Annotated in this window: 26 protein-coding genes; 25 read left to right on the top strand and 1 reads right to left on the bottom strand. The window is 44.2% G+C overall.

Annotated elements, in window-relative coordinates; genetic code table 11:
- Positions 1 to 158 precede the first annotated feature (158 nt).
- The 18 genes from dnaJ to DP73_RS11935 all read left to right on the top strand — a co-directional run bounded on the left by dnaJ (position 159) and on the right by DP73_RS11935 (position 15,599).
- Positions 159 to 1,268, top strand: a complete 1,110-nt coding sequence (dnaJ, locus tag DP73_RS12020) for a molecular chaperone DnaJ (RefSeq protein WP_034599756.1) — start codon at positions 159 to 161, stop codon at positions 1,266 to 1,268.
- Between the two features lie 14 nt (positions 1,269 to 1,282).
- On the top strand, positions 1,283 to 2,209 hold the full coding sequence (gene prmA, locus DP73_RS12015) for a 50S ribosomal protein L11 methyltransferase (protein ID WP_034599754.1): 927 nt from the start codon (positions 1,283 to 1,285) through the stop codon (positions 2,207 to 2,209).
- The gene (locus DP73_RS12010; protein ID WP_034599752.1) at positions 2,210 to 2,947 is read left to right on the top strand and encodes a 16S rRNA (uracil(1498)-N(3))-methyltransferase; all 738 of its coding nucleotides are present in this window, start codon (positions 2,210 to 2,212) and stop codon (positions 2,945 to 2,947) included. It abuts the gene before it with no gap.
- Positions 2,948 to 3,710: 763 nt separating this feature from the next.
- On the top strand, positions 3,711 to 5,057 hold the full coding sequence (mtaB, locus tag DP73_RS12005) for a tRNA (N(6)-L-threonylcarbamoyladenosine(37)-C(2))-methylthiotransferase MtaB (RefSeq protein ID WP_052090632.1): 1,347 nt from the start codon (positions 3,711 to 3,713) through the stop codon (positions 5,055 to 5,057).
- Positions 5,058 to 5,137: 80 nt separating this feature from the next.
- Positions 5,138 to 5,482 carry a histidine triad nucleotide-binding protein gene (locus tag DP73_RS12000; RefSeq protein WP_034599750.1) on the top strand — a complete coding sequence of 115 codons (345 nt, stop codon included), beginning with the start codon at positions 5,138 to 5,140 and terminating at the stop codon, positions 5,480 to 5,482.
- Positions 5,483 to 5,581: 99 nt separating this feature from the next.
- Positions 5,582 to 5,758: a 30S ribosomal protein S21 gene (gene rpsU, locus DP73_RS11995; RefSeq protein WP_014904736.1), complete on the top strand. Its 177-nt coding sequence runs from the start codon at positions 5,582 to 5,584 to the stop codon at positions 5,756 to 5,758.
- Between the two features lie 12 nt (positions 5,759 to 5,770).
- Entirely contained in the window at positions 5,771 to 6,223 is a 453-nt protein-coding gene (locus DP73_RS11990) for a GatB/YqeY domain-containing protein (protein ID WP_034599747.1), read from the top strand.
- 221 nt (positions 6,224 to 6,444) lie between these two features.
- Entirely contained in the window at positions 6,445 to 6,726 is a 282-nt protein-coding gene (locus tag DP73_RS11985) for a YabP/YqfC family sporulation protein (protein ID WP_034599744.1), read from the top strand.
- The gene (locus DP73_RS11980) at positions 6,726 to 7,901 is read left to right on the top strand and encodes a sporulation protein YqfD (RefSeq protein WP_034599743.1); all 1,176 of its coding nucleotides are present in this window, start codon (positions 6,726 to 6,728) and stop codon (positions 7,899 to 7,901) included. Before DP73_RS11985 ends, DP73_RS11980 begins: the two co-directional genes overlap by 1 nt.
- Positions 7,902 to 7,967: 66 nt before the next feature.
- Positions 7,968 to 10,238 carry an HDIG domain-containing metalloprotein gene (locus DP73_RS11975; protein WP_034599782.1) on the top strand — a complete coding sequence of 757 codons (2,271 nt, stop codon included), beginning with the start codon at positions 7,968 to 7,970 and terminating at the stop codon, positions 10,236 to 10,238.
- A gap of 210 nt (positions 10,239 to 10,448) precedes the next feature.
- On the top strand, positions 10,449 to 10,922 hold the full coding sequence (ybeY, locus tag DP73_RS11970) for an rRNA maturation RNase YbeY (RefSeq protein ID WP_034599741.1): 474 nt from the start codon (positions 10,449 to 10,451) through the stop codon (positions 10,920 to 10,922).
- Between the two features lie 36 nt (positions 10,923 to 10,958).
- The gene (locus DP73_RS11965) at positions 10,959 to 11,345 is read left to right on the top strand and encodes a diacylglycerol kinase family protein (protein ID WP_034599740.1); all 387 of its coding nucleotides are present in this window, start codon (positions 10,959 to 10,961) and stop codon (positions 11,343 to 11,345) included.
- A gap of 18 nt (positions 11,346 to 11,363) precedes the next feature.
- Positions 11,364 to 11,819: a cytidine deaminase gene (gene cdd / locus DP73_RS11960; RefSeq protein WP_348982416.1), complete on the top strand. Its 456-nt coding sequence runs from the start codon at positions 11,364 to 11,366 to the stop codon at positions 11,817 to 11,819.
- Between the two features lie 90 nt (positions 11,820 to 11,909).
- Positions 11,910 to 12,821, top strand: coding sequence for a GTPase Era (gene era, locus DP73_RS11955; RefSeq protein WP_034599739.1), 912 nt, complete (start codon positions 11,910 to 11,912; stop codon positions 12,819 to 12,821).
- A gap of 2 nt (positions 12,822 to 12,823) precedes the next feature.
- On the top strand, positions 12,824 to 13,459 hold the full coding sequence (gene deoC, locus DP73_RS11950) for a deoxyribose-phosphate aldolase (RefSeq protein WP_034599737.1): 636 nt from the start codon (positions 12,824 to 12,826) through the stop codon (positions 13,457 to 13,459).
- A gap of 175 nt (positions 13,460 to 13,634) precedes the next feature.
- Positions 13,635 to 14,408 carry a DNA repair protein RecO gene (recO, locus tag DP73_RS11945; RefSeq protein ID WP_034599735.1) on the top strand — a complete coding sequence of 258 codons (774 nt, stop codon included), beginning with the start codon at positions 13,635 to 13,637 and terminating at the stop codon, positions 14,406 to 14,408.
- Between the two features lies 1 nt (position 14,409).
- On the top strand, positions 14,410 to 14,844 hold the full coding sequence (locus DP73_RS11940; RefSeq protein ID WP_034599734.1) for a DUF4342 domain-containing protein: 435 nt from the start codon (positions 14,410 to 14,412) through the stop codon (positions 14,842 to 14,844).
- 191 nt (positions 14,845 to 15,035) lie between these two features.
- On the top strand, positions 15,036 to 15,599 hold the full coding sequence (locus DP73_RS11935; protein WP_034599732.1) for an NUDIX hydrolase: 564 nt from the start codon (positions 15,036 to 15,038) through the stop codon (positions 15,597 to 15,599).
- Between the two features lie 748 nt (positions 15,600 to 16,347).
- Here DP73_RS11935 and DP73_RS23465 read toward each other — a convergent pair.
- Entirely contained in the window at positions 16,348 to 16,488 is a 141-nt protein-coding gene (locus DP73_RS23465) for a hypothetical protein (RefSeq protein ID WP_165574410.1), read from the bottom strand.
- Between the two features lie 146 nt (positions 16,489 to 16,634).
- On the opposite strand from DP73_RS23465, the gene glyQ reads away from it, so the two are divergent.
- The 7 genes from glyQ to DP73_RS11900 all read left to right on the top strand — a co-directional run bounded on the left by glyQ (position 16,635) and on the right by DP73_RS11900 (position 26,471).
- Positions 16,635 to 17,528 carry a glycine--tRNA ligase subunit alpha gene (gene glyQ, locus DP73_RS11930; protein ID WP_034599730.1) on the top strand — a complete coding sequence of 298 codons (894 nt, stop codon included), beginning with the start codon at positions 16,635 to 16,637 and terminating at the stop codon, positions 17,526 to 17,528.
- A gap of 1 nt (position 17,529) precedes the next feature.
- A complete protein-coding gene (gene glyS / locus DP73_RS11925; protein ID WP_034599729.1) occupies positions 17,530 to 19,605 on the top strand; it encodes a glycine--tRNA ligase subunit beta in 2,076 nt (691 codons plus the stop codon).
- A gap of 516 nt (positions 19,606 to 20,121) precedes the next feature.
- Positions 20,122 to 20,760, top strand: coding sequence for a helix-turn-helix transcriptional regulator (locus DP73_RS11920; RefSeq protein WP_034599728.1), 639 nt, complete (start codon positions 20,122 to 20,124; stop codon positions 20,758 to 20,760).
- 53 nt (positions 20,761 to 20,813) lie between these two features.
- Positions 20,814 to 21,635 (top strand): pyruvate, water dikinase regulatory protein, encoded by an 822-nt coding sequence (locus DP73_RS11915; protein ID WP_034599727.1) that lies wholly within the window; start codon positions 20,814 to 20,816, stop codon positions 21,633 to 21,635.
- The gene (ppdK, locus tag DP73_RS11910) at positions 21,628 to 24,276 is read left to right on the top strand and encodes a pyruvate, phosphate dikinase (RefSeq protein WP_034599726.1); all 2,649 of its coding nucleotides are present in this window, start codon (positions 21,628 to 21,630) and stop codon (positions 24,274 to 24,276) included. The genes DP73_RS11915 and ppdK overlap by 8 nt, the downstream gene beginning before the upstream one ends.
- 413 nt (positions 24,277 to 24,689) lie before the next feature.
- Positions 24,690 to 24,929 (top strand): type II toxin-antitoxin system YafQ family toxin, encoded by a 240-nt coding sequence (locus DP73_RS11905; protein ID WP_052090628.1) that lies wholly within the window; start codon positions 24,690 to 24,692, stop codon positions 24,927 to 24,929.
- Between the two features lie 240 nt (positions 24,930 to 25,169).
- Complete coding sequence (locus tag DP73_RS11900) at positions 25,170 to 26,471, top strand: [Fe-Fe] hydrogenase large subunit C-terminal domain-containing protein (RefSeq protein ID WP_034599724.1); 1,302 nt, start codon at positions 25,170 to 25,172, stop codon at positions 26,469 to 26,471.
- Positions 26,472 to 26,567 lie beyond the last annotated feature (96 nt).

Here is a 26,567-nt window from a genome sequence, read left to right as displayed (position 1 = left end):
GCAAAGGTTGAAAGCCTTTGTGCCCGCGTTTGTTTGTGGAAATTTAAGGATTTCCTTTAATGTGGATATTTCCTTGTGCTTCAGAGCGAAGGATCATATAATACTATAGGACTTTGCTGTCCGAGTGGATGGGTTTAGCAGGAGTGTGGAGGGAAGTAATGAAACGCGATAATTATGAAGTGCTCGGGGTCGAGCGGAACGCTAGCGAGCAGGATATTAAGAAAGCATATAGAAAGCTAGCTCGCCAATATCATCCCGATGTTAATCCAGGGAATAAGGAAGCAGAAGAAAAGTTTAAGGAAGTTACTGAGGCCTACGATGTTTTAAGTGATCCTCAGAAGAGAGCGCGTTATGACCAGTTTGGTGACGCAGACCCAGGTATGGGGGGATTTGGGGACGCCGGAGGCTTCGGCGATATTTTCGATATGTTTTTCGGCGGAGGCGGTGGTGGTCAACGTCGTAATGGTCCCCAACGGGGCTCTGATTTGCGCTATGCAATGACCTTGACCTTTGAAGAAGCAGCTTTTGGCGTTGAAAAAGAAATCCAAATTCCCAAGGACGAGACCTGTTCTGATTGTCAGGGTTCAGGTGCAGCGCCAGGTACGCATCCCACAACTTGTTCTCAATGTCATGGCAGCGGTCAAGTTAAGGTTACGCAACGGACTCCTTTTGGTCACATTCAAACGGCCAGAACTTGTCAAACTTGTAATGGAGAAGGCCGTACTGTTAGCAGTCCTTGCTCCACATGCCATGGACAAGGGAAGGTTCGCAAGGTTAAGACTCTTAAAATCAATGTCCCTGAAGGTTCGGAAGATGGTTTGAACTTAAGGCTTAGCGGTGATGGCGAAGCCGGATCTAAGGGCGGGCCTCCAGGAGATTTGTATATCATTTTGCAAGTAAAACCTCATAAGTTTTTTGAACGTGATGGCAATGATGTCTATTGCGAGATTCCCATCACTTTTGTTCAAGCGGCTTTAGGTGCGGAAGTTGATGTTCCAACTCTGGATGGGGTTGTTAAGATGAAAGTTCCGGAAGGGACTCAAACCGCTACGATTTTCCGGCTAAAAGGACATGGTATACCACGTCGCCGAGGAACCGGACGGGGAGATCAACATGTTAGAGTTGTTTTGACAACTCCTACTAAACTTAATGAGAAGCAAAAGAAACTCCTCCGTGATTTCGGGGAAGTTACTTCTGAACAACAACAAATGGGTAAAAAGTCACTGTTTGAAAAGTTTAAAGAGAACCTCCGCGATGCAATGGGGTGAAAAGGAGTATAAACATGGATTGGCGTGAAGTTGCGGTAACAGTTTCATCTGAAGGAGAGGAAGCTGTTGCCGATCTTTTTTATGAGTTAGGTTGTCCGGGAGTCAGTATAGAGGATCCGGAACTCTTTGTGCAATACATTGAATCCGGAGAGTGGGATTATCATAGTTTTGGAGAGGTTAAGCTCACAGGCACCTCTGTGGTTAAGGGGTATTTCCCTGAGGATGAAGAGCTTGGAGACAAGCTTCGTGTCCTTGAACAGGGGATTTCAGGGCTGCTGGAGCGGTATCCGGACTGGATTATTCATACTAAAGGGATCTCATTGAAGGAAGAAGACTGGGCAACGGCTTGGAAGGCCTATTTTAAGCCCATATATATTGGCAAGAACTTTTTGGTAAAACCAACTTGGGAAGAGGTTGAAGTTAAGCCGGAGGATGTTGTTCTTGAGCTGGATCCGGGCATGGCCTTTGGAACGGGAACACACCCTACAACAACCTTATGTTTAAGGACCTTAGAGGATATGATAAAACCGGAACACGTGGTTTTCGACTTGGGAACAGGTTCAGGTATTCTGGCTATTGCTGCAGCAAAGTTGGGGGCCAAGGTTGAGGCCGTTGATTTAGACTCTGTTGCGGTCAAAGTTGCTCAAGAAAATGTTGATCTGAATAATGTGGGCGACCGAGTACGCGTATTGCGTGGGGATTTGGGGACAGTACTAGTAGGACAGGCAGATGTCGTCATTGCTAACATTATTGCGGATGTAATTTTGGGGTTACTTCCGGATTTAAAGCGGATTTTGAAGCCGACTGGGGAATTTTTGGCCTCGGGAATTATTGATAAACGAGCTGAAGAGGTGGAAATTGGGCTGAAGGAAGCTGGACTGAAGATTGTTGACCGTGTCGAAGACTCTGGCTGGATCTTATTTCGAGCGAGGTGGGCTTAATTGAATCGGTTTAAGGTTACGGAATTAGGGAGAGATGTTTTTTGGCTGCGTGATGCAGAACGAGAGCATCTCGTTCGGGTGCTCCGCCTGTCACCGGGAGATTTAGTCGTAGGGTATGATAACACCGGGAGGGAGTACACTGGTGTTATTGTAAATATTGAGGACAAAAGTGTTACTTGCCGAATTCTTAGTACGGATCAACCGGATGTAGAAGCCCATACCTCTGTCTATGTGGTGGCAGGGCTTTCTAAAGGGGAAAAGATGGAGTGGGTGATCCAGAAAGGAACTGAATTAGGAATGACCGGACTCATTCCTTTGCGTGCCAAACGCTCTATTGTACATATTGAAGGTAAGAAGGCTCAAGATAGAGTCGCCCGTTGGCAAAAGATTGCCTCTGAGGCCTCTAAACAGTCTCATAGGGTACAAGAGCCTGAGATATTTGAGGTCTGTGATTGGAAAGAGCTTAAGGGGCAACTACCGGAGGATACTCAATGGATCATTCCCTATGAAGAAGAGAAAACTCAGCGGATGGCTTCTGTTCTGAAAACCATGAGTTCCGAACATCCTATTGCCATCATCATAGGTCCCGAGGGAGGCTTTGAGGAAAGCGAGGTTGCTTGGGTGCAAGAAAACCTTGGTGCTCAGAGTGTTTCATTAGGGCCAAGGATTCTTCGAACTGAAACGGCGGCAATGGCGGCGATTACCCTGGTCTTGGGGCATTTCGGGGATTTAGGGTAGGGGACTTGTGTGTACATCGACTCGGTCTTACGACGCAGAGCAAACTAACCATTCAAGCTCTTTTCTTTGGGGAGCGGGGTTCATCCTTCGGCGATAGTATTGTTTTGAAGAACCCGCCTACGGCGATAGTCTCCACTGGAGACTATCGTACCAGATGAGCCGTCCTTGGCTCACTGGTGGCAGTGTACATCCCTGTACACTGCCCCGGTCTGGGGTCGCTTGAACGGAAGTTTGCTATTCTGCTTACGTAAAAGACGTCGCTGATGTATCACACTGCGTCCTGGTCTGAGGACGAGGGTACGGATGCTCGGGAGAAGGCACATTTCATGTGCGCCTTCAATGCAAGTTAGTGTGGCAAGTGGCAAGGGGACGTTTTGTTTGCCATGTCGAAGGTGAATATGAACAATTTGTCCCTTTGCTCGCTTACTTTGGCTTTGCGTGCTGCTTCTGTACATTGGGTTGTTAAATGGCGACATGTTTTGATAGATTGAAATTGAAAAATCATTCTGACGTTGCTTTGAGACAAGGCACATTAATGTTTACCATATTTTAGATTTTATATATTAGCGCCAAGGGAGTTTTCTTAGGAGGGGCTTTTTCAAATGTAAGGAAATAGGGCAGTTAAGGGGCATGGATGAAAGGTGACGACAACGATAAGAAAGGAGGTCAAATAGGGTCCATGGAAAAGAAGTCGCTGGGATTAACTGAAAAAGTATCAGGAACAATTGCAATTACAACAGAAGCCTTAGATAAAACTAAAGGTATGCTGGCAAACAAAACGTCCCCTCTGCCAGGTGGGGCTGTCTGTTTTGTAACTCTGGGCTGTAAAGTGAACCAAACTGAGAGCGAAGCCATGGCTCAGCTTTTTCGCGAGGCAAAGTATCAGGTAGTTAGTTCTTCTGAAGAAGCGGATGTTGTGGTTGTTAATACCTGTACCGTAACGAATACTGGTGATAGCAAATCGCGTCAGGTTATTCGCCGAATGATTAAGGCTCACCCGGAGAGTGTTGTGGTGGTAATGGGTTGTTACGCTCAAACTGCTCCTGGGGAAGTGCTGGGTATTGAGGGCGTGGATCTGGTGATTGGAACCCAGGATCGGGCGAAGATCTTGGAGTGGATAGATCGGGTGAAGGCAGAGAAGGCACCACAGAATGCTGTGCGTGGGATTTGGGACGCTGAAGAATTTGAGGAACTGCCTCAACTTAGTGAAGAACATCGGACTAGGGCTATGTTAAAGATTCAGGAAGGGTGCAATCAGTTTTGTACCTATTGTATTATTCCTTATGCCCGGGGTCCTTTGCGCAGTCGGCTTCCTGAGAACGCTATTGCAGAGGCTCGGCGTTTGGTAGAGGAAGGGTATCCGGAGGTCGTATTGACGGGTATTCACACCGGGTATTATGGTCAGGACTTGAAGGAAGATTGGAACTTGGCCCGCCTGGTTGGTGAGTTGGAAAAAATCCCTGGACTTCGTCGCTTGCGCTTGAGTTCGATTGAGCCCATGGAATATACTGATGAGTTGATTGAGAAAATTGCTTTGTCTGGTAAGGTCTGCCCTCACGTACATATACCCTTACAAAGCGGGAGCGATAGGATTTTAACCAGAATGAATCGTCCTTATGATTTAAAGGCCTACAAAGATTTGCTGGAAAAACTCCGGCATAGGATTCCGGATCTGGCTGTGACAACGGACATTATTGTCGGCTTTCCTGGGGAAACTGATGAAGACCATGCTTCTACTATTGAGTTTGCCAAGTCCTGTAATTTTGCTGGAATTCATGTATTTCCCTATTCTAAGCGGAAGGGGACTCCGGCAGCGGATTATCCTGATCAAGTTTTGAAAAAGCTGAAGGATCAACGAGTTAAGGAGTTATTAGATGTTGCTCGTACAAGTCAGGGGAGGTTTTGCCGACAGTTTCTTGGAAAGTCGGTAGAAGTGTTAGTTGAAAAAGTTGATCTGAAAGGCAGTGCTATAGGACATACTCCTCACTATATTCAGGTAGATATTCCTGCAGATAAAGATGGGCATCAGTGGGCAGCCGGAGAGTTTGTTACGATTGTTTTGGAAGAGCACCATATTTCTTGCTTAACGATAGGTGCCATAACTTTGTAGGCCCATCCTTTCAGAAAAATCCTTTTGAAGTTGTCAATTATAATGTTTTCTGAATAATATATAGGAGGTTAAGAACACTAATGTCGGATTGTATCTTTTGTCAAATAGCCCTTGGAAAAGTCCCTAGCGAAATCGCTTACGAAGATGATGAAATAATTGCTTTCAAAGATATTCAGCCGTTAGCCCCAGTACATCTGGTCATTATTCCGAAAATTCATTTGCGAAGTCTCAATGATGTAACATCTGATAATGAAGGATTAATTGGACATCTTTTCGGTATTATTCGGCGGTTAGCTGAGGAATTTGGCGTGGCAGAATCTGGTTACAGGGTAGTCACAAATACCGGAACAGATGGAGGCCAAGTCATTGGACATCTACATTTTCATTTGCTCGGGGGCAAAGCTTTAAATGCCAATATCGGCTGACCGATGCGACGACATCTAAAGTGCGCTTGACGCAACCTACTTCATCCAGTATAATAAAAAGGTATATTTGTGATGATCCAGTGGAGGGAGGGATAGACAATGAGTGAAGTCAAAGTTGGTAAAAATGAATCCCTTGATGCCGCACTCCGCCGGTTCAAGCGTTCTTGTCAAAAGGCAGGTGTCAGCGCAGAAGCTCGTAAACACGAGGCGTATGAAAAACCGAGTGTGAAGAGAAAGAAAAAGTCTGAAGCTGCGCGTAAACGCAAGTTCAAGTAAGGAGTGTCTCAATTGACCCTGAAAGATCGCTTGATTGAGGATATGAAGGTTGCCATGAGGGCCAAAGAGGAGGGGAAGGTAAGACTTTCCGTCATTCGAATGGCTAGGGCTGCCATAAAAAATGCTGAGATCGACAAGAAGATTGAATTTAACGATGAGCAAGTCATCGAAGTATTAGCTCGCGAAATGAAGCTGCGTCGGGATGCGCTTGAGGTTTTCGGGCAAGCGAATCGCCCTGATCAGGTTAAAGCTTTGGGAGAGGAAATAGCCGTTCTTATGGATTACCTTCCTCAACAGCTTTCTGAAGGGGATATTCGCCAACTCGTTAATGAGACCGTTACCACACTAGGGGCACAAAGCCTTAAAGACCTCGGGAAAGTCATGGGGGCAGTAACCCCTAAGACAAAAGGCCGTGCAGATGGCAAACTTGTCAATCAAATTGTACGGGAAATTCTTGGGGCATAGTAAGTTTAGTTTTAGGAGAAGGCTCAGTTACACTAGTAACTGAGCCTTTACAATTTATAAGGTAATTATGAAGACTGGGTTTAATATGGAAATCAATTGAGATGGCAAACAAAACGTCCCCTTGCCATACTTGCCATACTTGCCATATTTAAGAGAAAATTCTAAGGCTTGGACTATTATTGCTTTTCCCTTCATAAATATTCGTGAGGGGAGGGTTTTTTTTGTTTAAGAAAATACAAACCAGTGTTGGAGAAGTATTGGATTTTCCACCGGATGTAGTGGGCGAAGGTCCTAAAATTACAATAACCGGAAAAAGAGAAATAATGGTGGAGAACTATATTAGCATCCTAAATTTCTCGGAAGAAGAGATACGCTTGGAAACTGCGGATGGGGATATCTTTTTTAGAGGGAAGGGGTTAATGCTCAAGGTCATTTTAGCGACAGAACTACAAATTGAAGGGGAACTGTCTTCCTTTTGGTTTGATGGAGGGGAGACAAAGTAATGTTTGAATGGCTGCGAAGGTTTTGGTACGGGCGTATTCTTTTCCTGGCCAGGGGAGAGCATTTGGCCCACTTTGTTAATCAGGTATCGAAAGAAGGCATCGCTCTCTATCATACACAAAAATCTGAGCGGGGTATGCGTGCTCAAATTAAGCTTGCCGATTTCAGGAGATTGCGCAGACCTGCCCGTCGTACCCATACTAGAGTTCACATTGTTGCTAAATATGGCTGGCCTTTTGTTGCTGCGCGTTGGAGGCGAAGAAAAGGATTGTTAATCGGAATCGTTATAATTGCTTCGGTTCTTACGATATTGTCTCAACTTGTCCTCTCTATTTCAGTGACAGGAAATAAAAATCTAATTGCCACTGACGTAATAGAACGTGCCGAGAAACTCGGGCTTAGAACCTGGGTGTATTCTAAAGACTTAGATTTAAACGGAATAGCTAAATCACTTCAGGAGCAACTTCCTGATGCAGCTTGGATTGGGATAGAACGTCAGGGAACAAGCATTCAAATCAGAGTTTCGGAGAAAACTCGTCCGTCTATTCCGGATGAAGTCGGAAACCTTGTCGCAAGTCGAGCCGGGATTGTAAAGGAAATAATGGTAATTGACGGAACCCCCCTGATTCATGAAGGAGAAACTGTTCGGGCTGGGCAAGTATTAATTAAGAGTCCGGAAGTGAATAATATGAGCAGTGCCAAAAATGCTCCGGTTTCTGTAGCCAGAGGATTCGTTCGAGGGCGAGTTTGGTATAGTGCTGAAGGACAAATCCCTTTAATAGAGGATAAGGTGGAAGAAAGTGGGAGAGTGGCCAAGGGAAGGGGTATAAAAATCGGCTCTCGCGTTATAATGCTAACAGCAGAAAAATCACCCTTTGAGCAATCTCGAGAAGAAGTGATCAGCCAATCTCTAAAACTGTGGAGGAATTGGCGCTTTCCTGTCGAAGGTATAAGAGTAAATCATATAGAACTTCATAATGTGCATATAGAACGTACTGTTTCCGAAGCGCGCCAACTAGCTGAACAAATAGCTCGGGCTGAAGTTCAGAAGAAAATAACACAGGGCGTACCGATTGTTGCAGAAACGGTTAAGGTTCTTTCTGATAACTCCGGTTCAGAACGAGTAAGAGTAGAGGTGGAAACCTACGAGGATTTAGCTGTATACGCGAATCCATAAGAGGGTGCCAATATGTTTCAGTCTTAGGATCTATAACGAACCTAGGAAGGGCACTTGGAAGTAAGGATGATGATATTGAAGATCAAAATGTTCAAAACGATCTGGGATGAGCTGTCTGGCCGTCTTGATTGGCTTAAACATCACACCACTTGGCTTCGGGCCATTGTTGGGGTGATGTATTTTCTGTTACTTACGGTTTTATTATCTTCGAATATTTTTGTGTCTACATTACACTTAGAAGTAGGAGAACCAAGTCCACAGCTTATTACGGCACCGTGGATGAAAAATATTGTAGATCAGGCAAAGTATAATCGAGATAAAGAGGCGGCTTCGAAAGCAGTCCAGCCGGTGTATAAGCCGGATGAGGAGTATCTGAATCTATTAACTAAGGAGATAGGGAGCGCTTTCACTGCTTTGCGCGATGCCTCAACAAAGTCGGATAGAATTAATGAACTCAGAAAAAGGGAACTTTTCACAAGTGTCTCGGAGAGTGCTTTGACTTTTTTGATAGAAAATGATTCGAGTGATCTTAACGAAATTGAAAAGACTGGTAGAGATATTATCTTGAGCAGAGCTCGCAGTTTAGATTCTGGGGCAAGAACCAGCGAGCAAATGCCGGTGTTTCGTGAGAACCTCAAAAAAGATTTTGAGCAGTCCCAGTTAGATGAGAATGCCAAAGAATTGTTTAAGGTGTTTATCGATCAAGAAGTAACTCAACCTACCCTGATCATTGATGAGCCTACTACCGAAGCCTTGCGAGCAGCTGCACGTGCCTTAATAAAGCAGGAGGTCTTGCATTATAAGGCTCAGCAAAAAATCGTAGGTACCGGTGAAATTGTGGATGAGACGACTTATCAGGTTTTGGTTGATTATGGTTTAATAAATAACCAGAATGCCTGGAAATCAGTGGTTGGAATTGCGCTGATCGTACTAATTGGCATGGGTTCTATTTTAACCTATTTGTTTCAGTATAAAAGAGATATCTTTGTTATGACAAATCGCCTGGTTCTTATTGGTCTTATCATGTGTTTGGTTGTGGCTATTGGACGTGCAGTGATTTCCTTAAATCTGGGGGCCGACTTTAATTCCTTGTCGGGTATGCTGATTCCCATAGCCTGGGCAACTATGACAGTTGCAATTTTGGTCGGTGTGGATATAGCTATTATGGTTTCCTTGGTTTTAGCAGTTTTTGTGGCGGTTTTAGTAGATCCTGTTCTATCGACTTCCTTTGGGCTTCATTCAGGGGTGGTGGCTCTTTTTGGCGGGATTGTGGGAGTTTATAGTGTGTCCCGTTTAAGTCAACGGTCTGATTTAGCTCGTGCCGGGATATTTGTATCAGCTGTAAATGTTTTTGTTATCAGTGGGATCGCCTTGACCTCGGATATGCGCTTAGCAGTTTGGGTAGTAGGTGTGATATTAGGTATTGTCAACGGATTAGCATCGTCATTTCTAACAGTTGGGGCATTGCATTGGTTTGAATCAGGATTTCACATTACCTCTTCTGTAAGACTGCTGGAATTATCTGATCCTAATCGACCATTATTGAAGCGCCTGTTGATGGAAGCTCCCGGCACCTATCATCACAGTATTTTAGTAGGCAATCTCGCTGAAGCCGCGGCAGAAGCAGTCCAAGCGGATGCCACCTTGGTTAGGGTTGCAGCTTTGTACCATGATATTGGAAAGCTAAAGCGTCCGTATTTCTTTATCGAAAACCAATTTACCCAGGATAATCCCCATGATAAGATTGCTCCGACTCTAAGCTCCTTGATTATCACCTCCCATGTTAAAGATGGTTTAGAACTGGCTAAGGATAATAAACTTCCGCAGCAGATCCAGGATATTATAGCTCAGCATCATGGAGATAGTCTGGTGAGTTTCTTTTATCATAAAGCCCTTGAGGAATATGAAAATGTACCGGAGGAGTCTTTCCATTATGAGGGGCCGAAACCTCAGACTAAAGAGGCGGCACTGGTAGCTTTAGCGGATAATGTAGAGGCTGCTGTAAGGTCTATGAAACAACCAACCCCGGGGCGAGTCGAAGGCTTTGTTCGGAAAATTATTAAGGACAAGCTAAACGACGGGCAATTAGATCAGTGTGATTTAACGTTTCAAGATTTAGACCGGATTGCTATGGCCTTTGTTCGTGTCTTGAGTGGTATTTTTCATTCTCGGGTAGAATATCCGGAGATGCCGAACATAAAGGATAACAACAGTAGCTCAATGCATAAAAAACTTGAAGGTCAAGGGGTTCAAGAGAGTGATAAAAATCCTCCCAAGGAAAAGCAGGGGGATAATCCTGAGAAGGATGCTGAAATAAAGGTTTCACAAGAAGGATGATCTAACAAACAAGATTTTCGATCTTTTGGTGAGTGGAGTATTACTACTGCCACCCTATAGTAAATAATTCATGAATACTACGAAACATTGAGTCGGCCCAAGTATAAAATTGGGATGATGCTGTTGACTAATTGTTACAATTTGAAGGGGGGGAGGGTAAACCAATCAGTCTACTCTGGTTAGATTTAAGATAAGGTTTACTCGAATTATATGATCATTGACATCTCTTGGGAAGAAGAATCAGTTTTACTCGCAGAACGTGACACTCTGGCAAATTTATTAAACCAAGCAATAAATGAGGCTCTGCAACTATCAGATGGCCCTGAAGAAGCGGAAGTAAGTCTATTGCTAGTTGATAATCAACGAATACATGCTTTAAATCTAGAATATAGAGGAGTAGACAGACCAACAGATGTTCTTTCTTTTGCCTTGCAGGAAGAGGTGGAAGATGAACCTTCAATTGAGGAAGAGGATCAAATGCTTGGGGATATAGTAATCTCCGTTGAGCGAGCAAGGGCTCAAGCCCAGGAATATGGACATTCCTTTGAACGGGAAATTGTCTATCTTGCGGTTCATGGTTTACTCCATTTATTAGGTTATGATCATGAAGAAGAGAATGATAAACAAGAAATGCGCAGTAAAGAAGAAGAGATAATGGCTGAATTGAAGTTAGAGAGAGTATAGAAAACTTTTGTGCCAATAATCTAAGGGAGGGAGCAGATGGGGAGCATTTATAGGAAACCAGGCTTTTTGCGTAGTCTAAATCAGGCTTGGCGAGGAATGATATACACTGTAAGGACTCAAAAACACGTCCAATTTCATCTCTTTGCAGGTAGTGCTGTTTTGCTCCTCGCTTGGTGGAGTGAGGTTACACGGCATGAATGGCTGATCCTTATTTTGGCCATCGGCAGCGTCATTGGCGCGGAAGTAATGAATTCCGCCATTGAAACTGTGGTAGACATGGTTCAGCCAAATTTTCATCCCTTAGCCGGAATGGCAAAAGATATCGCTGCAGGTGCTGTGTTAGTAACTGCTATTCAGGCAGTTGTAATTGGTTTTGTCGTTTTTCTTCCTCCACTACTACGTTTCGCGAGTAAGATGTTCTAGGGATAGGGGGTATTTTATATGAATCAGAGCCAATCTCAACTGTTTGAAAAAATGGCGACTGAATTAAAGGGACTGCTTGATTCGGATAGTATCAATGAGCTGGTTACTAAGGCTAAAGCCGCCTATGAAAATGCTTATGTGCCTTACTCTCATTATCCCGTTGGGTCAGCAGTTTTATTTTCCTCCGGTAAGATCTATTCCGGATGTAACGTTGAGAATGCCAGCTATGGCTTGACAATCTGTGCTGAACGAAATGCAATTTTCCAGGCTATTGCCCAAGGAGAACGAGAAGTAAAAGGAATAGCCATTGCGGTACCCACAGATGTTTTTCCATCTCCATGTGGTGCATGCAGGCAAGTAATCCGTGAGTTTGCTGTGGATTGTCCGGTTATTTTGATAAATGGCAAAGGGCAAATACGGTGGACAAGTTTGAAGGCATTGCTTCCGGAGGCCTTTGGGCCGGAGTTTTTATAGAATTCAGCTGAATAGACGCTATTGTTTAGGGTTATGGTAATATTGATTGCATAAAAATTAATGATAAAAAGATAGGGAAGTGCTTCACCTTTGGTTTCAACAAAATCACATCAATTTCGTTCAGGCTTTGTTTCTGTTATAGGCAGGCCGAATGCCGGTAAATCTACTTTACTTAATCATTTATTAGGCCAGAAGGTCTTAATCATGTCCGACAAGCCTCAGACTACTCGTAATAGAATCCAATGCATCCTGACGGAAGAACGTGGACAAATTGTCTTTTTAGATACTCCCGGAATACATAAACCGAAACATAAGCTCGGTGAATTTATGGTAGGGGCTGCCAAAGAATCAATGCGCGAGGTTGATGTGATTCTTTATATGGTAGATCTTTCAGCAGAGTTTGGCCCGGGGGAAGAGTTTATCATTGAGATGCTCAAGCAGACGAAAACACCTTGCGTACTTGCTCTCAATAAAGTTGACTTATTGACTAAGGAACAATTAATGCGGAGGATTCAGGAATTTTCTAGTTTGGCAGATTTTAAGGCTATTGTGCCTATTTCTGCAAAAACAGGGGAAAATACCGATGAGCTTTTAAAGGTGATTTTCGATAGAATGCCTAATGGGCCCATGTATTATCCGGAAGATGAAGTGACTGATCAGCCGGAGCGTTTTATTATGGCGGAATTAGTCCGAGAAAAGGTTCTTCAATTAACGAGGGATGAGGTTCCTCATTCCATTGCGGTAGTTATAGAATCAGTTGAAGAAAAGAAAACTCTAGTTAAAGTGCGTGCCCAGGTAATCGTAGAGCGAGACTCTCAAAAGGGGATTATCATTGGGGCCGGTGGCAAACAGCTCAAGGAAATTGGTCGCTTAGCTCGTTTGGATATCGAAGCTTTACTAGGAAGTCCTGTTTTCTTAGAGCTTTGGGTTAAAGTTAAAAAGGATTGGCGCAATCGAGCAGATAGCTTGCGCAATTATGGTTATGGAAAGGAAAAGGGATAATAATGAATCTTGCAGCTATAACAGATCATACATTGTTAAGACCGGCAGCATCTGAGAAGGATATTGTGACACTTTGTCATGAGGCTCAGCATCACAAATTTGCTACTGTTTGTGTTAATCCCTCATATGTTCAAATGGCAGCAAAACTTTTGCATGGCACAGGAATATGTGTTGCTGCGGTTGTGGGTTTTCCTTTAGGTGCAACCTTTACTGAAGTTAAAGTTCAAGAAATATTAATGGTTAAAGCCCACGGCGGCAAGGAAGTTGATGCTGTAATTAATATCGGTTGGGTAAAGTCGGGGAATTGGGAAGCCGTTGAGAAAGATGTTTCTAGAGTCGTTGAAGCAGCTCATAGTTGTGGTTTAATCATAAAAATCATTATTGAAACTTCTTTGCTGACTGAAGACGAGAAAAAGTCTGTGGCAGAGATTGTTAAACGAACCGGAGCGGATTTTATCAAGACTTCCACTGGCTTTGCCGGAGGGGGAGCCACGATTGAAGATGTCCGTAATTTAAAGGCTTGGGTCGGAGAAGGTGTAAAGGTAAAAGCGTCAGGTGGTATTAGGACTAAGGAGTTTGCCTTAGAGCTTGTTGAAGCAGGAGCGGATAGATTAGGTACCAGTGCAGTGCTTGCATGAGCTTGTGTGTACATTGACTCGGTCTTACGACACAGAGCAAACTAACCGTTCAAGCTCTTTTCTTTGGGGAGCGGGGTTCATCCTTCGGCGCTAGTATTGGCACATTTTATGTCTGAGCAGATAAACCATGTATACTAAGATTAAAGATAACAAAGAATAGAAAGGGTGAGTGGGCGTGGCCGTTTATCATGCGGACGCGTTGGTGATCCGCAGCAAACAATTTGGTGAGTCGGATCGTGTACTCACTCTTTTTTCCCGTGAGTTGGGGAAACTTCAGGCGGTTGCCAAAGGAGTGCGTAAACCTAAGAGTCGGCAACGAGCAGGAGCTCAGTTATTTACCTATGGAGATTTTCTGATCCATCGAGGGAAGACTCTGGACACTGTTTCCCAGTGCAGCCCTAAGGAGAGTTTTCCTCATCTTTGGAACGATCTGGATCGGTCATTTGCTGCGACGGGAATTGCTGAGCTTTTAGACATTTCCACGATTAAGGAGCAGCCTAATATTGAGCTGTTTAGACTTACCCTAACTTGTTTTTTTCTGCTAGAACATTTTCAACCCTCACTTGTACTTGGTGCCTATGCTTTACGGTTAATGGATGTCCTGGGCTATCGTCCTTTTTTAGAAGGATGTGCTGATTGTGGGGTTAGTGTCAAGGGGGACCGATTGTTTTTTAGTTTAGAGGCGGGGCTCTTATGTGGGAACTGTCGAGAAAGATATTCCGGGCGCTGGATTCGAGCGGGTAGTGTAGCGTTTATGCGGCAATTGATTCGTGCTGATATTACTAAGCTTGATCGGATGCGCTGGGGAGTCTGGATGGAGCAAGAGATTTTAGAGACATTACGGCTTTATATTGAACATAAATTTGAACGTCCTCTTAAATCTTGGAGAATGGGAAGTTTGATGCAGGATAACTTGGAGCAAAGTTTTGATGGAAAGGAAGGTAAATAATATGAGTGAATCCTGGACAGAACTTGACAAGATAGATGTAATTCGTGAACGTATGGGGATTGGCTATGAAGAGGCTCGAACAGCCTTGAACTTAGCTGAGGGGGATTTATTGAAGGCTTTAGATGATTTAGAGAGGGTTCGCAATGGCTTGGGCCCAGACTGGCATTTTGAAGAATGTGGCAAGGGTATTCTAGACAGTCTTAAATCCACGGTCTCCAGGATTAATCACTCCACGATTAGTCTGAAACGCCACGACAATACGATTATTAGCCTTTCGGCTCCTTTGGGATTAGCCCTGGCCTATACGATATGGAGGAAGCCCAGCCTGAGGTTGCTGACTCTTGTAGGTGCTGTAGGTGCGGCTTTGAATCATTTTGAATTGGAAGTAGCCTCAAAAGCGGATTATCCTTATGATAGAGAAACGGGAGAGTTTTAATTTTCGGTTCTTGGATTCGTGTTTACTGTCCTATTTGTAATATACGAATCCAAGAAATTATCATTTCTTGTCTAGGCTGTTATATTTCAGTTTCTCTTTCTCTATAATAACTACCCACTGATATTTATTGAACATCTAAGACATAATGTTCTCATGATAATTAAATTATTCTTAATGAAAGAGAGCAAAAGATGGATTCTATTGAATTAATTCACAAATACGTTCCCTACAATGAGCAAGAGGAAAAGGATAAAGCTATAATTTTAAATTGTTTAGAAGTCTATGAGGATGTTTTTACTAGAAATAATAAAATTGCTCATTTTACCAGCTCTGCGTTTGTATTGAATAAGGCGAGGGACAAAGTTCTGGTTGTCCATCATAATATATATAATTCTTGGTCATGGACGGGTGGGCATGCTGATGGGGATAAGGACTTGTTAGCTGTTGCCATTAAGGAATTGAAGGAGGAAACGGGGGTTGTTAATATTAACTTAATGGCGACCGGAATATTCTCCTTAGATATTCTTCCTGTTTTAGGGCATATAAAAAGAGGGGAATATGTGTCTCCTCATTTGCATTTATCAGCAGCGTTTTTGATTGAAGCTGATGAAAATGACCTCTTGATTGTTAAGGAAGATGAAAATAGTGGGGTTAGATGGATCCTTTTAGAGGAATTGATTGCCTATAGCAATGAGCCTCATATGCATAAAGTTTATGGGAAGTTTATTTCAAAAATAAAAGAAATAAAGGTTTGAGGGTAGGATTTGACACAATTTCTTCCTCAGCATATAATAATTAAAATCAATGACTTTAATTCTGCGATGATGGGAAAGAAATTCACGAATCCTCTCTTAAAGCGAGTTCGGGCGGGTGGAAGCCGAATGGGAGAAGTGAATGGGGCGGCTCTGAGCATATAAAACGAAGGGGACTCTTAGGGGTCAAACAGGGTGGAACCGCGGGAATAGCTCTCGTCCCTGTAGCTTGTAAAATTGCTACGGGGGTGAGGGTTTTTTTAATTTGAGGTCTTTGAAAGTAAGGGGCCAATGCCCGTTCACACACGTTCCGTTCACTAGCTCGTTGGATGCTGAGGCTATTCCGCCAACCTCTGGGTAGAGCAGAATGTGAACCTGGGCGGAATAATGCCTCAGCATCGGCACTCGCTTTATCGTGAACTCCACTAAAGTGTTCACTAAGCAATTGGCCCCTTAGTTTCTGCAGTCGGGGCTGGGAACGGGGGAAGATGGTGGGTCTTTGAAAGTAAGGGGCCATTGCCCGTTCACACACGTTCCCTTCCACTGGCTCGTTGGATACTGAGGCTATTCCGCCAACCTCTGGGTAGTGCGGAATGTGAACCTGGGCGGAATAATGCCTCAGTATCGGCACTCGCTTTATCGTAAACTCCCACTAAAGTGTTCACTAAGCAATTGGCCCCTTAGTTTCTGCAGTCGGGGCTGGGAACGGGGGAAGATGGTGGGTCTTTGAAAGTAAGGGGCCATTGCCCGTTCACACACGTTCCCTTCCACTGGCTCGTTGGATACTGAGGCTATTCCGCCAACCTCTGGGTAGTGCAGAAAGTGAACCAGGGCGGAATAATGCCTCAGTATCGGCACTTGCTTTATCGTGAACTTCCGCTAAAGTGTTCACTAAGCGATTGGCCCCTTAGTTTCTGGTTAGTTGGGGCTGGGAACGGGGGATATAGTGGCATTTAGGGTTTTGAGTGCCACTGCACGTTCACCCATATGAGTTGAAACCGCATCTTTATCTAAATAAATTCTAATAGGAGGTTTATCATGAAATTCCAAGACATTATTCTGACCCTCAATCAGTTTTGGGGTGAGCAAGGGTGTATCATTGCGCAGCCCTATGATGTGGAAAAAGGGGCTGGGACTATGAACCCGGCAACCTTTTTAAGGGCTTTGGGACCGGAGCCCTGGAATGTTGCCTATGTTGAGCCGTCTCGGAGACCTACCGACGGACGATATGGGGAAAATCCCAACCGCTTACAGCATTATTTTCAATATCAAGTTATTCTTAAGCCTTCGCCGGACAATGTCCAGGAGCTCTACTTGCAGAGTCTAGAGAAATTAGGGATCAATCCTCGCGAGCATGATATTCGTTTTGTTGAAGATAATTGGGAATCACCTACCTTGGGGGCCTGGGGATTAGGCTGGGAAGTCTGGCTTGATGGAATGGAAGTGACTCAGTTTACGTATTTCCAACAGTGCGGAGGGATTGACTGTAAACCGGTTTGTGCTGAGATTACCTATGGACTGGAGCGCTTAACAACCTATATTCAAAATAAGGATAATGTTTATGACATTGAATGGGTAGGGGATGTCACTTATGGTGATATTTATCTGCAAAATGAAATTGATTACTCCCACTATAATTTTGAGGTAGCGGATATTGAAGCCTTACAAACCTGGTTTGATATGTATGAGCGCGAGGCAAAACGGGTTGTAGAGAAGGGGTTAGTACTTCCGGCCTATGATTATGTTTTAAAATGCTCTCATACCTTTAACCTCTTGGACGCCCGGGGGGCAATTAGTGTCACAGAACGTACCAGCTACATTGCCAGGGTTAGAGCTTTAGCTCGTCTTTGTGCTCAGGCCTATGTAGAGCAGAGAGAGAAGTTAGGTTTCCCTTTACTAAAGAAAAATAACTCTGTGAAAGAGGTGAAATAAGATGGCAAAGGATTTTTTGCTTGAGATCGGAACGGAAGAAATCCCGGCAAAATTCTCACCGGGGGCAATGAGTCAGTTGGAAGAGCAAGCCCGCAAGCGTCTTTTGGAACTCCGTTTAAACTATAAGGAAATCCAGGTATTTGCAACTCCCCGGCGTCTGACGCTAATTGTCTTAGAACTTGCGGATACCCAAGAGGATCTATCCATGGAAGTTAAAGGCCCGGCGGTCAAAGCTGCTTATGATGCCAACGGAGCTCCCACTAAAGCGGCTCAAGGGTTTGCCAGAGGGCAGGGTGTGTCCATTGAAGACCTTTTTGTTCAGGAAATTAATGGGGTACCCTATGTATATGCTCGAAAATCTGAAGTTGGGCTGGAAACCAAATCTCTCCTCCCTCAGTTGGCTCTTGACCTGATTAACTCATTACATTTTCCTAAGCCGATGCGTTGGGGGGATCTGGATTTTCGCTTTGCTCGACCCATTCGGTGGATTGTCGCACTTTACGGCTCAGATATCATTCCCTTCGAATTTGTGGGTCTCAACTCAGGGCGTGTTTCCCGAGGACATCGCACTTTAGCAACGGCAGAGGTACTGATTAGTCAACCTTCGGATTATCGTGAGGCTTTGCGTCAAGCCTATGTGGTTATTGATCCAGAGGAACGTAAGGCTTTGATTTTAGCACAATTGAAAGAACTGGCTGAAAAAGTCGGAGGTAAGGTTCCTGAAGATGAAGAACTCTTGAGTGAGGTTATTCATCTGGTTGAATATCCGACGGCGTTATTGGGTGAAGTGGCTTCTCAATATATGCACTTGCCGGAGGCTGTCATTACAACCCCTATGCGGGAGCATCAACGTTATTTCCCCGTTCGCACTGAAGAAGGAAAGCTTTTGCCTTATTTTATCACTGTGCGCAACGGAAGCGATTTCGCTCTAGACACAGTTAAAGCGGGTAATGAAAAGGTTCTGAAGGCTCGCTTAGAAGATGCAGCTTTCTATTATCGAGAAGATCAAAAAGTTGCCTTAGCTGACTTAGTTCCGAAGCTTGGGAAAATTGTCTATCACGAGAAGCTGGGGACTGTTGAACAAAGGGTTGAGCGTTTAAGGGGATTATCCGGATTCATGGCTGAAAGTCTAAGTTTTGGAGAAGGCAAACAAGCAGAGGTTGATCGAACTGCCTATTTAGCCAAGGCAGATCTGGTAACCTTGATGGTTAGTGATTTTCCGGAGTTACAAGGGATTATGGGGGCGGATTATGCTCAAGCCAGCGGAGAGAAGCCTGAGGTATGCCGGGGAATACTCGAGCACTATCAACCTCGCTTTGCAGGGGATGCGACACCTGCTTCAGATTCTGGACGGGTAGTTAGCATTGCGGATAAACTTGATGCGATTGTCGGAGCCTTCAGTATTGGAATTCAACCTACCGGCTCTCAAGATCCTTACGCTCTCAGAAGACAAGCCCAAGGTATTGTGGCAGTTCTGTTAGATTCCGGATGGGATCTCTCTTTGCCCGAGCTCATCCAAAAATCCTACAGTTTATTTAAAGAGCAGGGGACGACAGCATTGCCCCTGGGCGAGATCTTACCTTTGTTGCTTGATTTCTTCCAGCAGAGGGTGCGGTTCGTGCTTCAGGAGCAAGGACTCCGCTATGATACAATCGATGCTGTTTTAGCGCTGGGTAGTGACAACATTAATCGTGCGGTAAAAAGAGCCCGAGTACTTTCGAAAAAACGAGGGGAAGAAGCGTTTGTTCTTTACGCGCAAACCTATACCCGCTGCTATAACTTAAGCAAGAAAGAAGCTCTGGCAGAGTTGAAGGAAGCTTCTTTGGTAGATGAAACTGAAATAGCCTTGGCTAAAGGGATATCTTCCCGTAGACAGGGTTTTGCTGAGATGATCGAGTTAGGCAGCTATGAGGAAGCCTATGATCTGGCTTGGGAACTTGTCCCTCAGATCGAAGCCCTTTTCCAAGCGGTCATGATTATGGTAGAGGATGAAGATTTGAAAAAGGCCCGCTTAGCGTTGCTTGGACAATGTGTGGAAATGCTGGGATGCTTAGGTGAGTTAAGCCTTTTAGCTTAAACGCAAAAGGGCTTTAGCAATTTTGAACTATAAAAGGGTCTGGAACAACTATTGTTTCAGACCCTTTCTGTTCAATATTTAGGCTCCAATTTTAAGGGATAGCTTTGGTAAGCTTGGCACATTAAGTAATTTATCGTCGCATGATTGTGGGTACTTTAATGGATCGAATAATTAATATTTGGAGTGTTTAGGTCAGGAGGCTTATGATATACAGCATATCGTAGGTTCTGCAATCAATTGTTGAAATATGCTTGGTAAATTTGTTCAGTCTTAAGAGCGGGTTAATCTCTTCATTATTAGTTCTATCATTGTCTGCTATCTTCGTAGAGGAATTGAGGGTGATGGGTTGTTGGGGCAAACTTTTTACACCAAATTAATCGAGTTCTTATTAAAAATAATTGGTTATATATGTTCACCTATCTATCCAATGAATAATATAATATGATATAATTGAAGCAAATTGAACCCAATAGTATGTCACATTGAGACAGAGCAATACATAAGAGGTGAAATTGGTTGGAATGGACGGAACGGCAACAACGAATAGTGGAGATCGTGAAAGCTTCAGGTTCCATCACGGGTGAAAAGATTGCGTCAATGCTTAATTTGACGCGAGCCACGCTCCGCCCTGATTTAACCGTCTTGACAATGTCCGGAGTCTTAGTGGCACGGCCACGTGTCGGATATTCCTATCGTGAAGATCTCGGCCCCTCTCCTATCATGGAGCGTATGCTTCAACTACGAGTCTGCTCATTTAAGTCTATGCCGGTCACTGTATTGGAAAATGCGAGTATCTATGATGCAACCGTTGTGATGTTTACCCAGAACGTTGGGAGTGTAACAGTTGTTGGCCCCGACAGAGTTCTGCTGGGAATGGTCTCTCGAAAAGATATCATGAAAGCATCCCTGGGAAAAATGGATCTTCAACAAGTTCCGGTAGGGGTTATTATGACCCGGATGCCGAACATCTACATGACAACCCTGGATGAGCCCGTCTTGAGTGCTGCTAAAAAACTGGTTCAGCACCAGGTGGATAGTTTGCCGGTGGTTGAAGGGTATGTGGATGAGAATGGAAATGAATGTTATGAGGTTGTAGGTCGGTTTACTAAGACAAATGTCACGAAACTGTTTGTAGAGATTTCGGAAACGAGATAAAGATCCTTGATATGAAGGTTAAAGGAACTACGTACAATTCGGAGGTGTTATTTTTGACGACCCAAGCGGCTGTTATTTATGTTATTTCAGATGCACTTGGTGAGACGGCTGAGTTTGTAAGTCGGGCTGCTGCGGCACAATTTATTGGTGTTAAGACACGCATTCGCAGGGTTCCTTATGTAAGGGATCAAACCCATTTAGAAGATATTATGGAAGAGGCTGCTGCCGAGCAAGCTATCTTAGTTTATACTCTTGTACTTAAAGACCTGCGTGAATATTTAGAGAAGAAGGCTTTAGAAAAGGGACTTAAAACCGTTGATATTCTTGGACCGCTGATTGGGGCTTTGGCCAGTCAAACCGGGATGGATCCCACCCATACGCCGAACATAATTCATCGCCTGGATGAACAGTATTTTAGAAAAGTAGAAGCTATCGAGTTCGCTGTTAAATACGATGACGGCAAAGATCCGCGCGGGGTTCTTTTTGCGGATGTCGTTCTGATTGGTGTTTCTCGTACTTCTAAGACTCCACTCAGCATGTACTTAGCCCATAAAGGACTTAAAGCTGCGAATATTCCTTTAGTTCCGGAGGTTGATCCGCCAGAGGAACTCTTTAGTATTCCATCCCGAAAAATAGTTGGTCTTACGTTGAGACCGGAACTGCTTAACCAAATCCGAACAGAGCGTTTAAAAACACTGGGCTTAGGCGCTTCCGCAGATTATGCCAACTTAGACCGGATTATGCAAGAGTTAGAGTATGCCCGAGGTATTATGAGACGTATCGGCTGTCCGATTATCGACGCTACCGGAAAAGCGGTAGAGGAGACAGCCAGCATTATATTAGAGATATTATTTAAGGGGGATCGAAATGAATAAGAAGTATGTTTATTTATTTCAAGAAGGTAAAGCTTCCATGCGCGATTTGTTGGGAGGAAAAGGAGCTAATTTAGCGGAGATGACTCAAATTGGCTTGCCGGTACCTCCGGGATTTACAATTACAACAGAGGCCTGCAACGAGTATTACAGCAACGGTGAGAAGTTTCCCGAGGGGATCTGGGAGCAAGTTTGGCCGGCTTTAGCAGAAGTTGAAGCGGCTTCCGGTAAAGTTTTTGGAGACAAGAAAAATCCTCTGCTGGTTTCTGTCAGGTCTGGGGCAAAGTTTTCGATGCCGGGGATGATGGATACAGTTCTTAATTTAGGACTTAATGATGATACAGTGGAAGCTTTAGCCGCTAACACGCAAAATGAGCGTTTCGCCTGGGATTGTTATCGCCGCTTTATTCAAATGTTTGGCGACGTTGTTTTAGAAGTAGAGCATTATAATTTTGAACAGATCTTAGAGACTGCTAAAGAGAAACAAGGAGTTCGCTATGACTCTGAGCTGTCCACGGAAAGTCTCAAATGGATGGTCAGTGAATATAAGAAAAAGATTGAACGTAAAACCGGCAGCCCCTTTCCTATGGAGCCAAGAAATCAGCTGCAACAGGCTGTTTTAGCGGTTTTCCGTTCGTGGAATAATGATCGGGCCAATGTCTATCGGAAAATTAATAATATCCCCCATGAGATTGGAACGGCTGTCAATGTTCAATCCATGGTCTTTGGAAACATGGGCTCAGATTCAGGAACAGGAGTGGCCTTTACCCGTAACCCATCAACGGGGGAGAGTGCGCTCTATGGAGAATATCTAATGAATGCCCAAGGGGAAGACGTGGTAGCCGGTATACGAACCCCAAACCCCATTGCTACTTTAGCTCAGGAAAATCCTGAGATCTATCAGCAGTTCTTGAGCTTTTCGAAAAAGCTGGAAGCTCACTATCGGGATATGCAGGATATTGAGTTCACAATCGAGCGGGGCAAACTGTACATGTTACAAACCCGTAATGGTAAACGAACTGCGTCAGCAGCTATTCGTGTGGCAGTAGAACTATTCCATGAAGGTGTAATCACTAAAGAAGAAGCTGTCATGAGAATTGAGCCCGATCAATTGGAGCATTTATTGCATCGTCGCATGGATACCGGGGTTAAGCTGCATGTACTAGCCAAAGGACTTCCCGCTTCTCCCGGAGCTGCTTCAGGAAGAATCGTTTTGAGTGCCGAGGAAGCAGAGCGCTTAGGGAATCTTGGCGAGAAGGTAATCTTGGTTCGGACTGAAACTACTCCCGATGATATTCGCGGCATTTTAGCTGCCCAGGGTATTCTGACCAGTCGTGGAGGTATGACAAGTCATGCTGCGGTTGTGTCTCGTCATATGGGTAAACCGGCTGTTTGCGGCTGTGATGCCTTGAAAATAGATTATACTCAAGGTGTAGTGGCTATTGATGGGGTTGAGTACCCACAAGGAACTATTATGTCTATCGATGGAGCTACCGGACGGGTGATCAAAGGCGAAGTATCCATGGTTGATCCTGAGTTGAGTGAAGGATTTAAAGAATTCTTAGGCTGGGCTGATGAGATTTCCAGACTGCGCGTTATGGCCAATGCCGATAGTCCCACGGAAGCCACCAATGCTCGAGATTATGGAGCGGTGGGAATTGGATTAACTAGGACAGAACATATGTTTATGGATCCTGAGCGGATTCCCATTGTGCAAGATATGATTTTGGCCCAATCCCTGGAAGAGCGGGAAGAGGCTCTGGCCAAGCTCTTGCCCATGCAGGAAGAGGATTTCTACGGAATTCTAAAGGCTATGCAGGGATTCCCGGTCACTATTCGTTTACTTGATCCCCCCCTTCACGAGTTCCTGCCCCATTCGGAAGAGTTAGTCGTCGAGATTACTAAGCTGAGAATGAGCAAGGATGAATCGGGTGCCCTACAGGAAAAAGAGTCCTTGCTGCGTAATGTTCGGGCTTTGTCTGAATTAAATCCAATGCTTGGACATCGTGGTTGTCGCCTAGGGGTTTCCTTCCCGGAAATCACGGTTATGCAAGCCCGAGCGATTTTCCAAGCCAGTGCCCGACTGATCAAAGAAGGATATGAAATTCATCCTGAGGTCATGATCCCCCTTGTTATGGGAAAAGAAGAGTTTATTATGATGCGGAAGTTAGTGGATGACACTGCAGCTGAAGTTATGCAAGAACAAAATGTCCAAATCAACTATCATGTTGGAACTATGATTGAAGTACCCCGAGCGGCGCTCTTGGCTGATGAAATCGGAAAAGTAGCGGACTTCTTCTCCTTTGGAACGAATGATCTCACCCAGATGACCATGGGCCTGTCCCGGGATGACGCACAAGGAAAGTTCTTACCAGTCTATCTGGACAAGAAAGTGATGAAAACAGATCCCTTTGTCGTACTCGATCGAGACGGGGTAGGCAAACTCATCGGCATCGGAGTAAATCTGGGTCGCAGTGCTAATCCTAGTCTGGGCTTAGGTATCTGCGGAGAGCATGGCGGAGAACCAAACTCCATTGAATTCTGCCACATTGTTGGTCTGGATTATGTCTCTTGTTCACCCTTCCGGGTGCCGATTGCTCGCTTGGCAGCAGCCCAGGCGGCGGTGAGGAACAAGGTTCAATAATTAAAACGAAAAGCAGAATAGAGATAGCTTTAAAGCTTAATACCAAAGCTTTGAGGGTTTAGGGGTAAAAATAGTGAGGGTATTGTCTTTTGTGATTTCAAAAGACAATACCCTTTTTTAATTTTGGAGGTGCAAAGAATAATCTCACCGAAAAGACATGAGATTATGGGCTTTGCACTTGGTAAATAGCGAGAGGCTATGACAGTAGACGTAGTACCGTCATAGTATCAAAGCAGTAGGGAATTAGCTGAAGAAATTCGCTGTGATCATTAAATATATGTCAGGGGACATGGCAAAGAGATGGTACAAATCTAGAATGGTGTACCCATTCAGGTACGAAGCAGGAGGCATGCTCTGGCTTGTTGAACAAACCCGTATACAATTACAGCCCTTTATAACCGGATCATTCGTGGATGGAATTAAAGGCAATTATTAGGCGAGGATATAATCTTCAATTACTGCAGGATGTTGTTTCTCTATTAGCGGACGGAATCCTCCTGCCGGAAAAAAATCATGACCATATGTTATTAGGTGATTGGACCGGGCATAGGGAATGTTATATTACTCCCGACTGGCTTTTGGTTTATAGGGTTGACAACGATGTTCTAGTTTTGACGCTTACCAGAACAGGTACTCACAGCGATTTGTTTTAAATAAGATACGAAAGTTTAGGAGGACTGCCCGAGATGGGCATCCCTCCTAAACTTTAGATAATGGATGTTAGTTCTGTGAGGGTTGATGAATTCTGGAGTTCGCTCATCTCAATGAACATCATTGGCCTATCCTATGTCATTCTGAAAGTTTCCGGCTAGTATAAACATCCGGAAGGTGTGTACGCTAGTATAAATAAGTTTGCCAGCACCTTTGGCAAACAACGTTTTTGACATGGAGGAATTACAGTGACTACCTACGACGAAATATTTAAACGCTTAGTGAAAGCTTCCTACAATGATAATCTAGAGCAAGAGATCCGAGAAATTGAAGCAAGTGGAAATGAAGCTACAAAAAAATATGTCTATTATGCCTTGGGGAATGGTGAGCAGGACAAAGTAGTATTTCAGATTAACGATTGTAAAGGGGAATGTACAGGCGAAAAACATAACTGTGAAACGTCCTGTATCTTTAATGCCATAGTCCGAGATATGGAAGGAAAAGTCGTGATCCAAGATCGCAGCTGTGTTCACTGCGGGCATTGCATCGATACGTGTTCCCTCAATAACTTAATTGATAAAAAGGAATTCATTCCTTTAATAGATCTTCTGAGGAAAAAAGAGGCTGCAGTCTATGCAATTGTGGCTCCTGCGATTATTGGGCAGTTTGGAGATCGGGTCACAATGGGTCAACTCAGAGCTGCTTTCAAACGTCTGGGTTTTTACGGTATGGTAGAGGTTGCGCTTTTTGCAGATATCCTAAGCTTGAAAGAAGCTCTTGAATTTGATCGAGCAGTTAATTCTGAGGAGGATTTTGTCTTGACCAGTTGTTGTTGCCCCATCTGGGTAGGTATGGTTAAACGGGTATATAATCAATTGATTCCCCATATCCAACCTTCCGTTTCTCCAATGGTTGCTTGCGGACGGGGAATTAAACGACTTCATCCCGAAGCAAAAGTGGTTTTTATAGGTCCTTGTATAGCAAAAAAAGCTGAGGCCAAAGAAGCAGATATCAAAGATGCCATTGATGCAGTATTAACCTTTGAGGAAGTTAAGCAGATATTTGAAGCGACGGGAGTTAATCCAGAAGATATGGAGGATATCACTAGTGGACATTCTTCCTCTGCCGGACGTATTTATGCCCGTACAGGAGGGGTATCGAAAGCTATTTCAGATACCCTTGACCAGCTTAGACCCGACAAACCTATCAAGATTAAGGCAGTTCAAGCCGAGGGAATTCAGGAGTGTAAAGAGATCCTTCGTTCCATTAATCAGGGAGACATTAAGGCGAATTTCTATGAGGGAATGGGCTGTGTTGGTGGCTGTGTCGGCGGTCCAAAAGCCCTCCTTAAATCTGAATTAGGAACTCTCCATGTCAATACCTATGGACTGTTAGCAGATGCCCGCACCCCATTGAACAATCCATATATTCAAGAACTCCTTGACCGCCTCGATATTAAGGATGTCAATGACCTGCTTGAAGGAGAGTCTGCTGCAATATTCCAAAGACAGTTTGATTTACAGTCTAGGCATGAATCTAAGTGAAGTATGCCCAGGGTTTAGTAAAGGTCATCTTAGAAGACATATTACTACACCTGCTCCAAAGCTCATCATATTTTCATTTCTCCATGGAATAATAAA

This window comes from Desulfosporosinus sp. HMP52, assembly GCF_000765145.1.
GTDB lineage: Bacteria > Bacillota > Desulfitobacteriia > Desulfitobacteriales > Desulfitobacteriaceae > Desulfosporosinus.
This window is presented reverse-complemented; position numbering and strand designations above follow the sequence as displayed.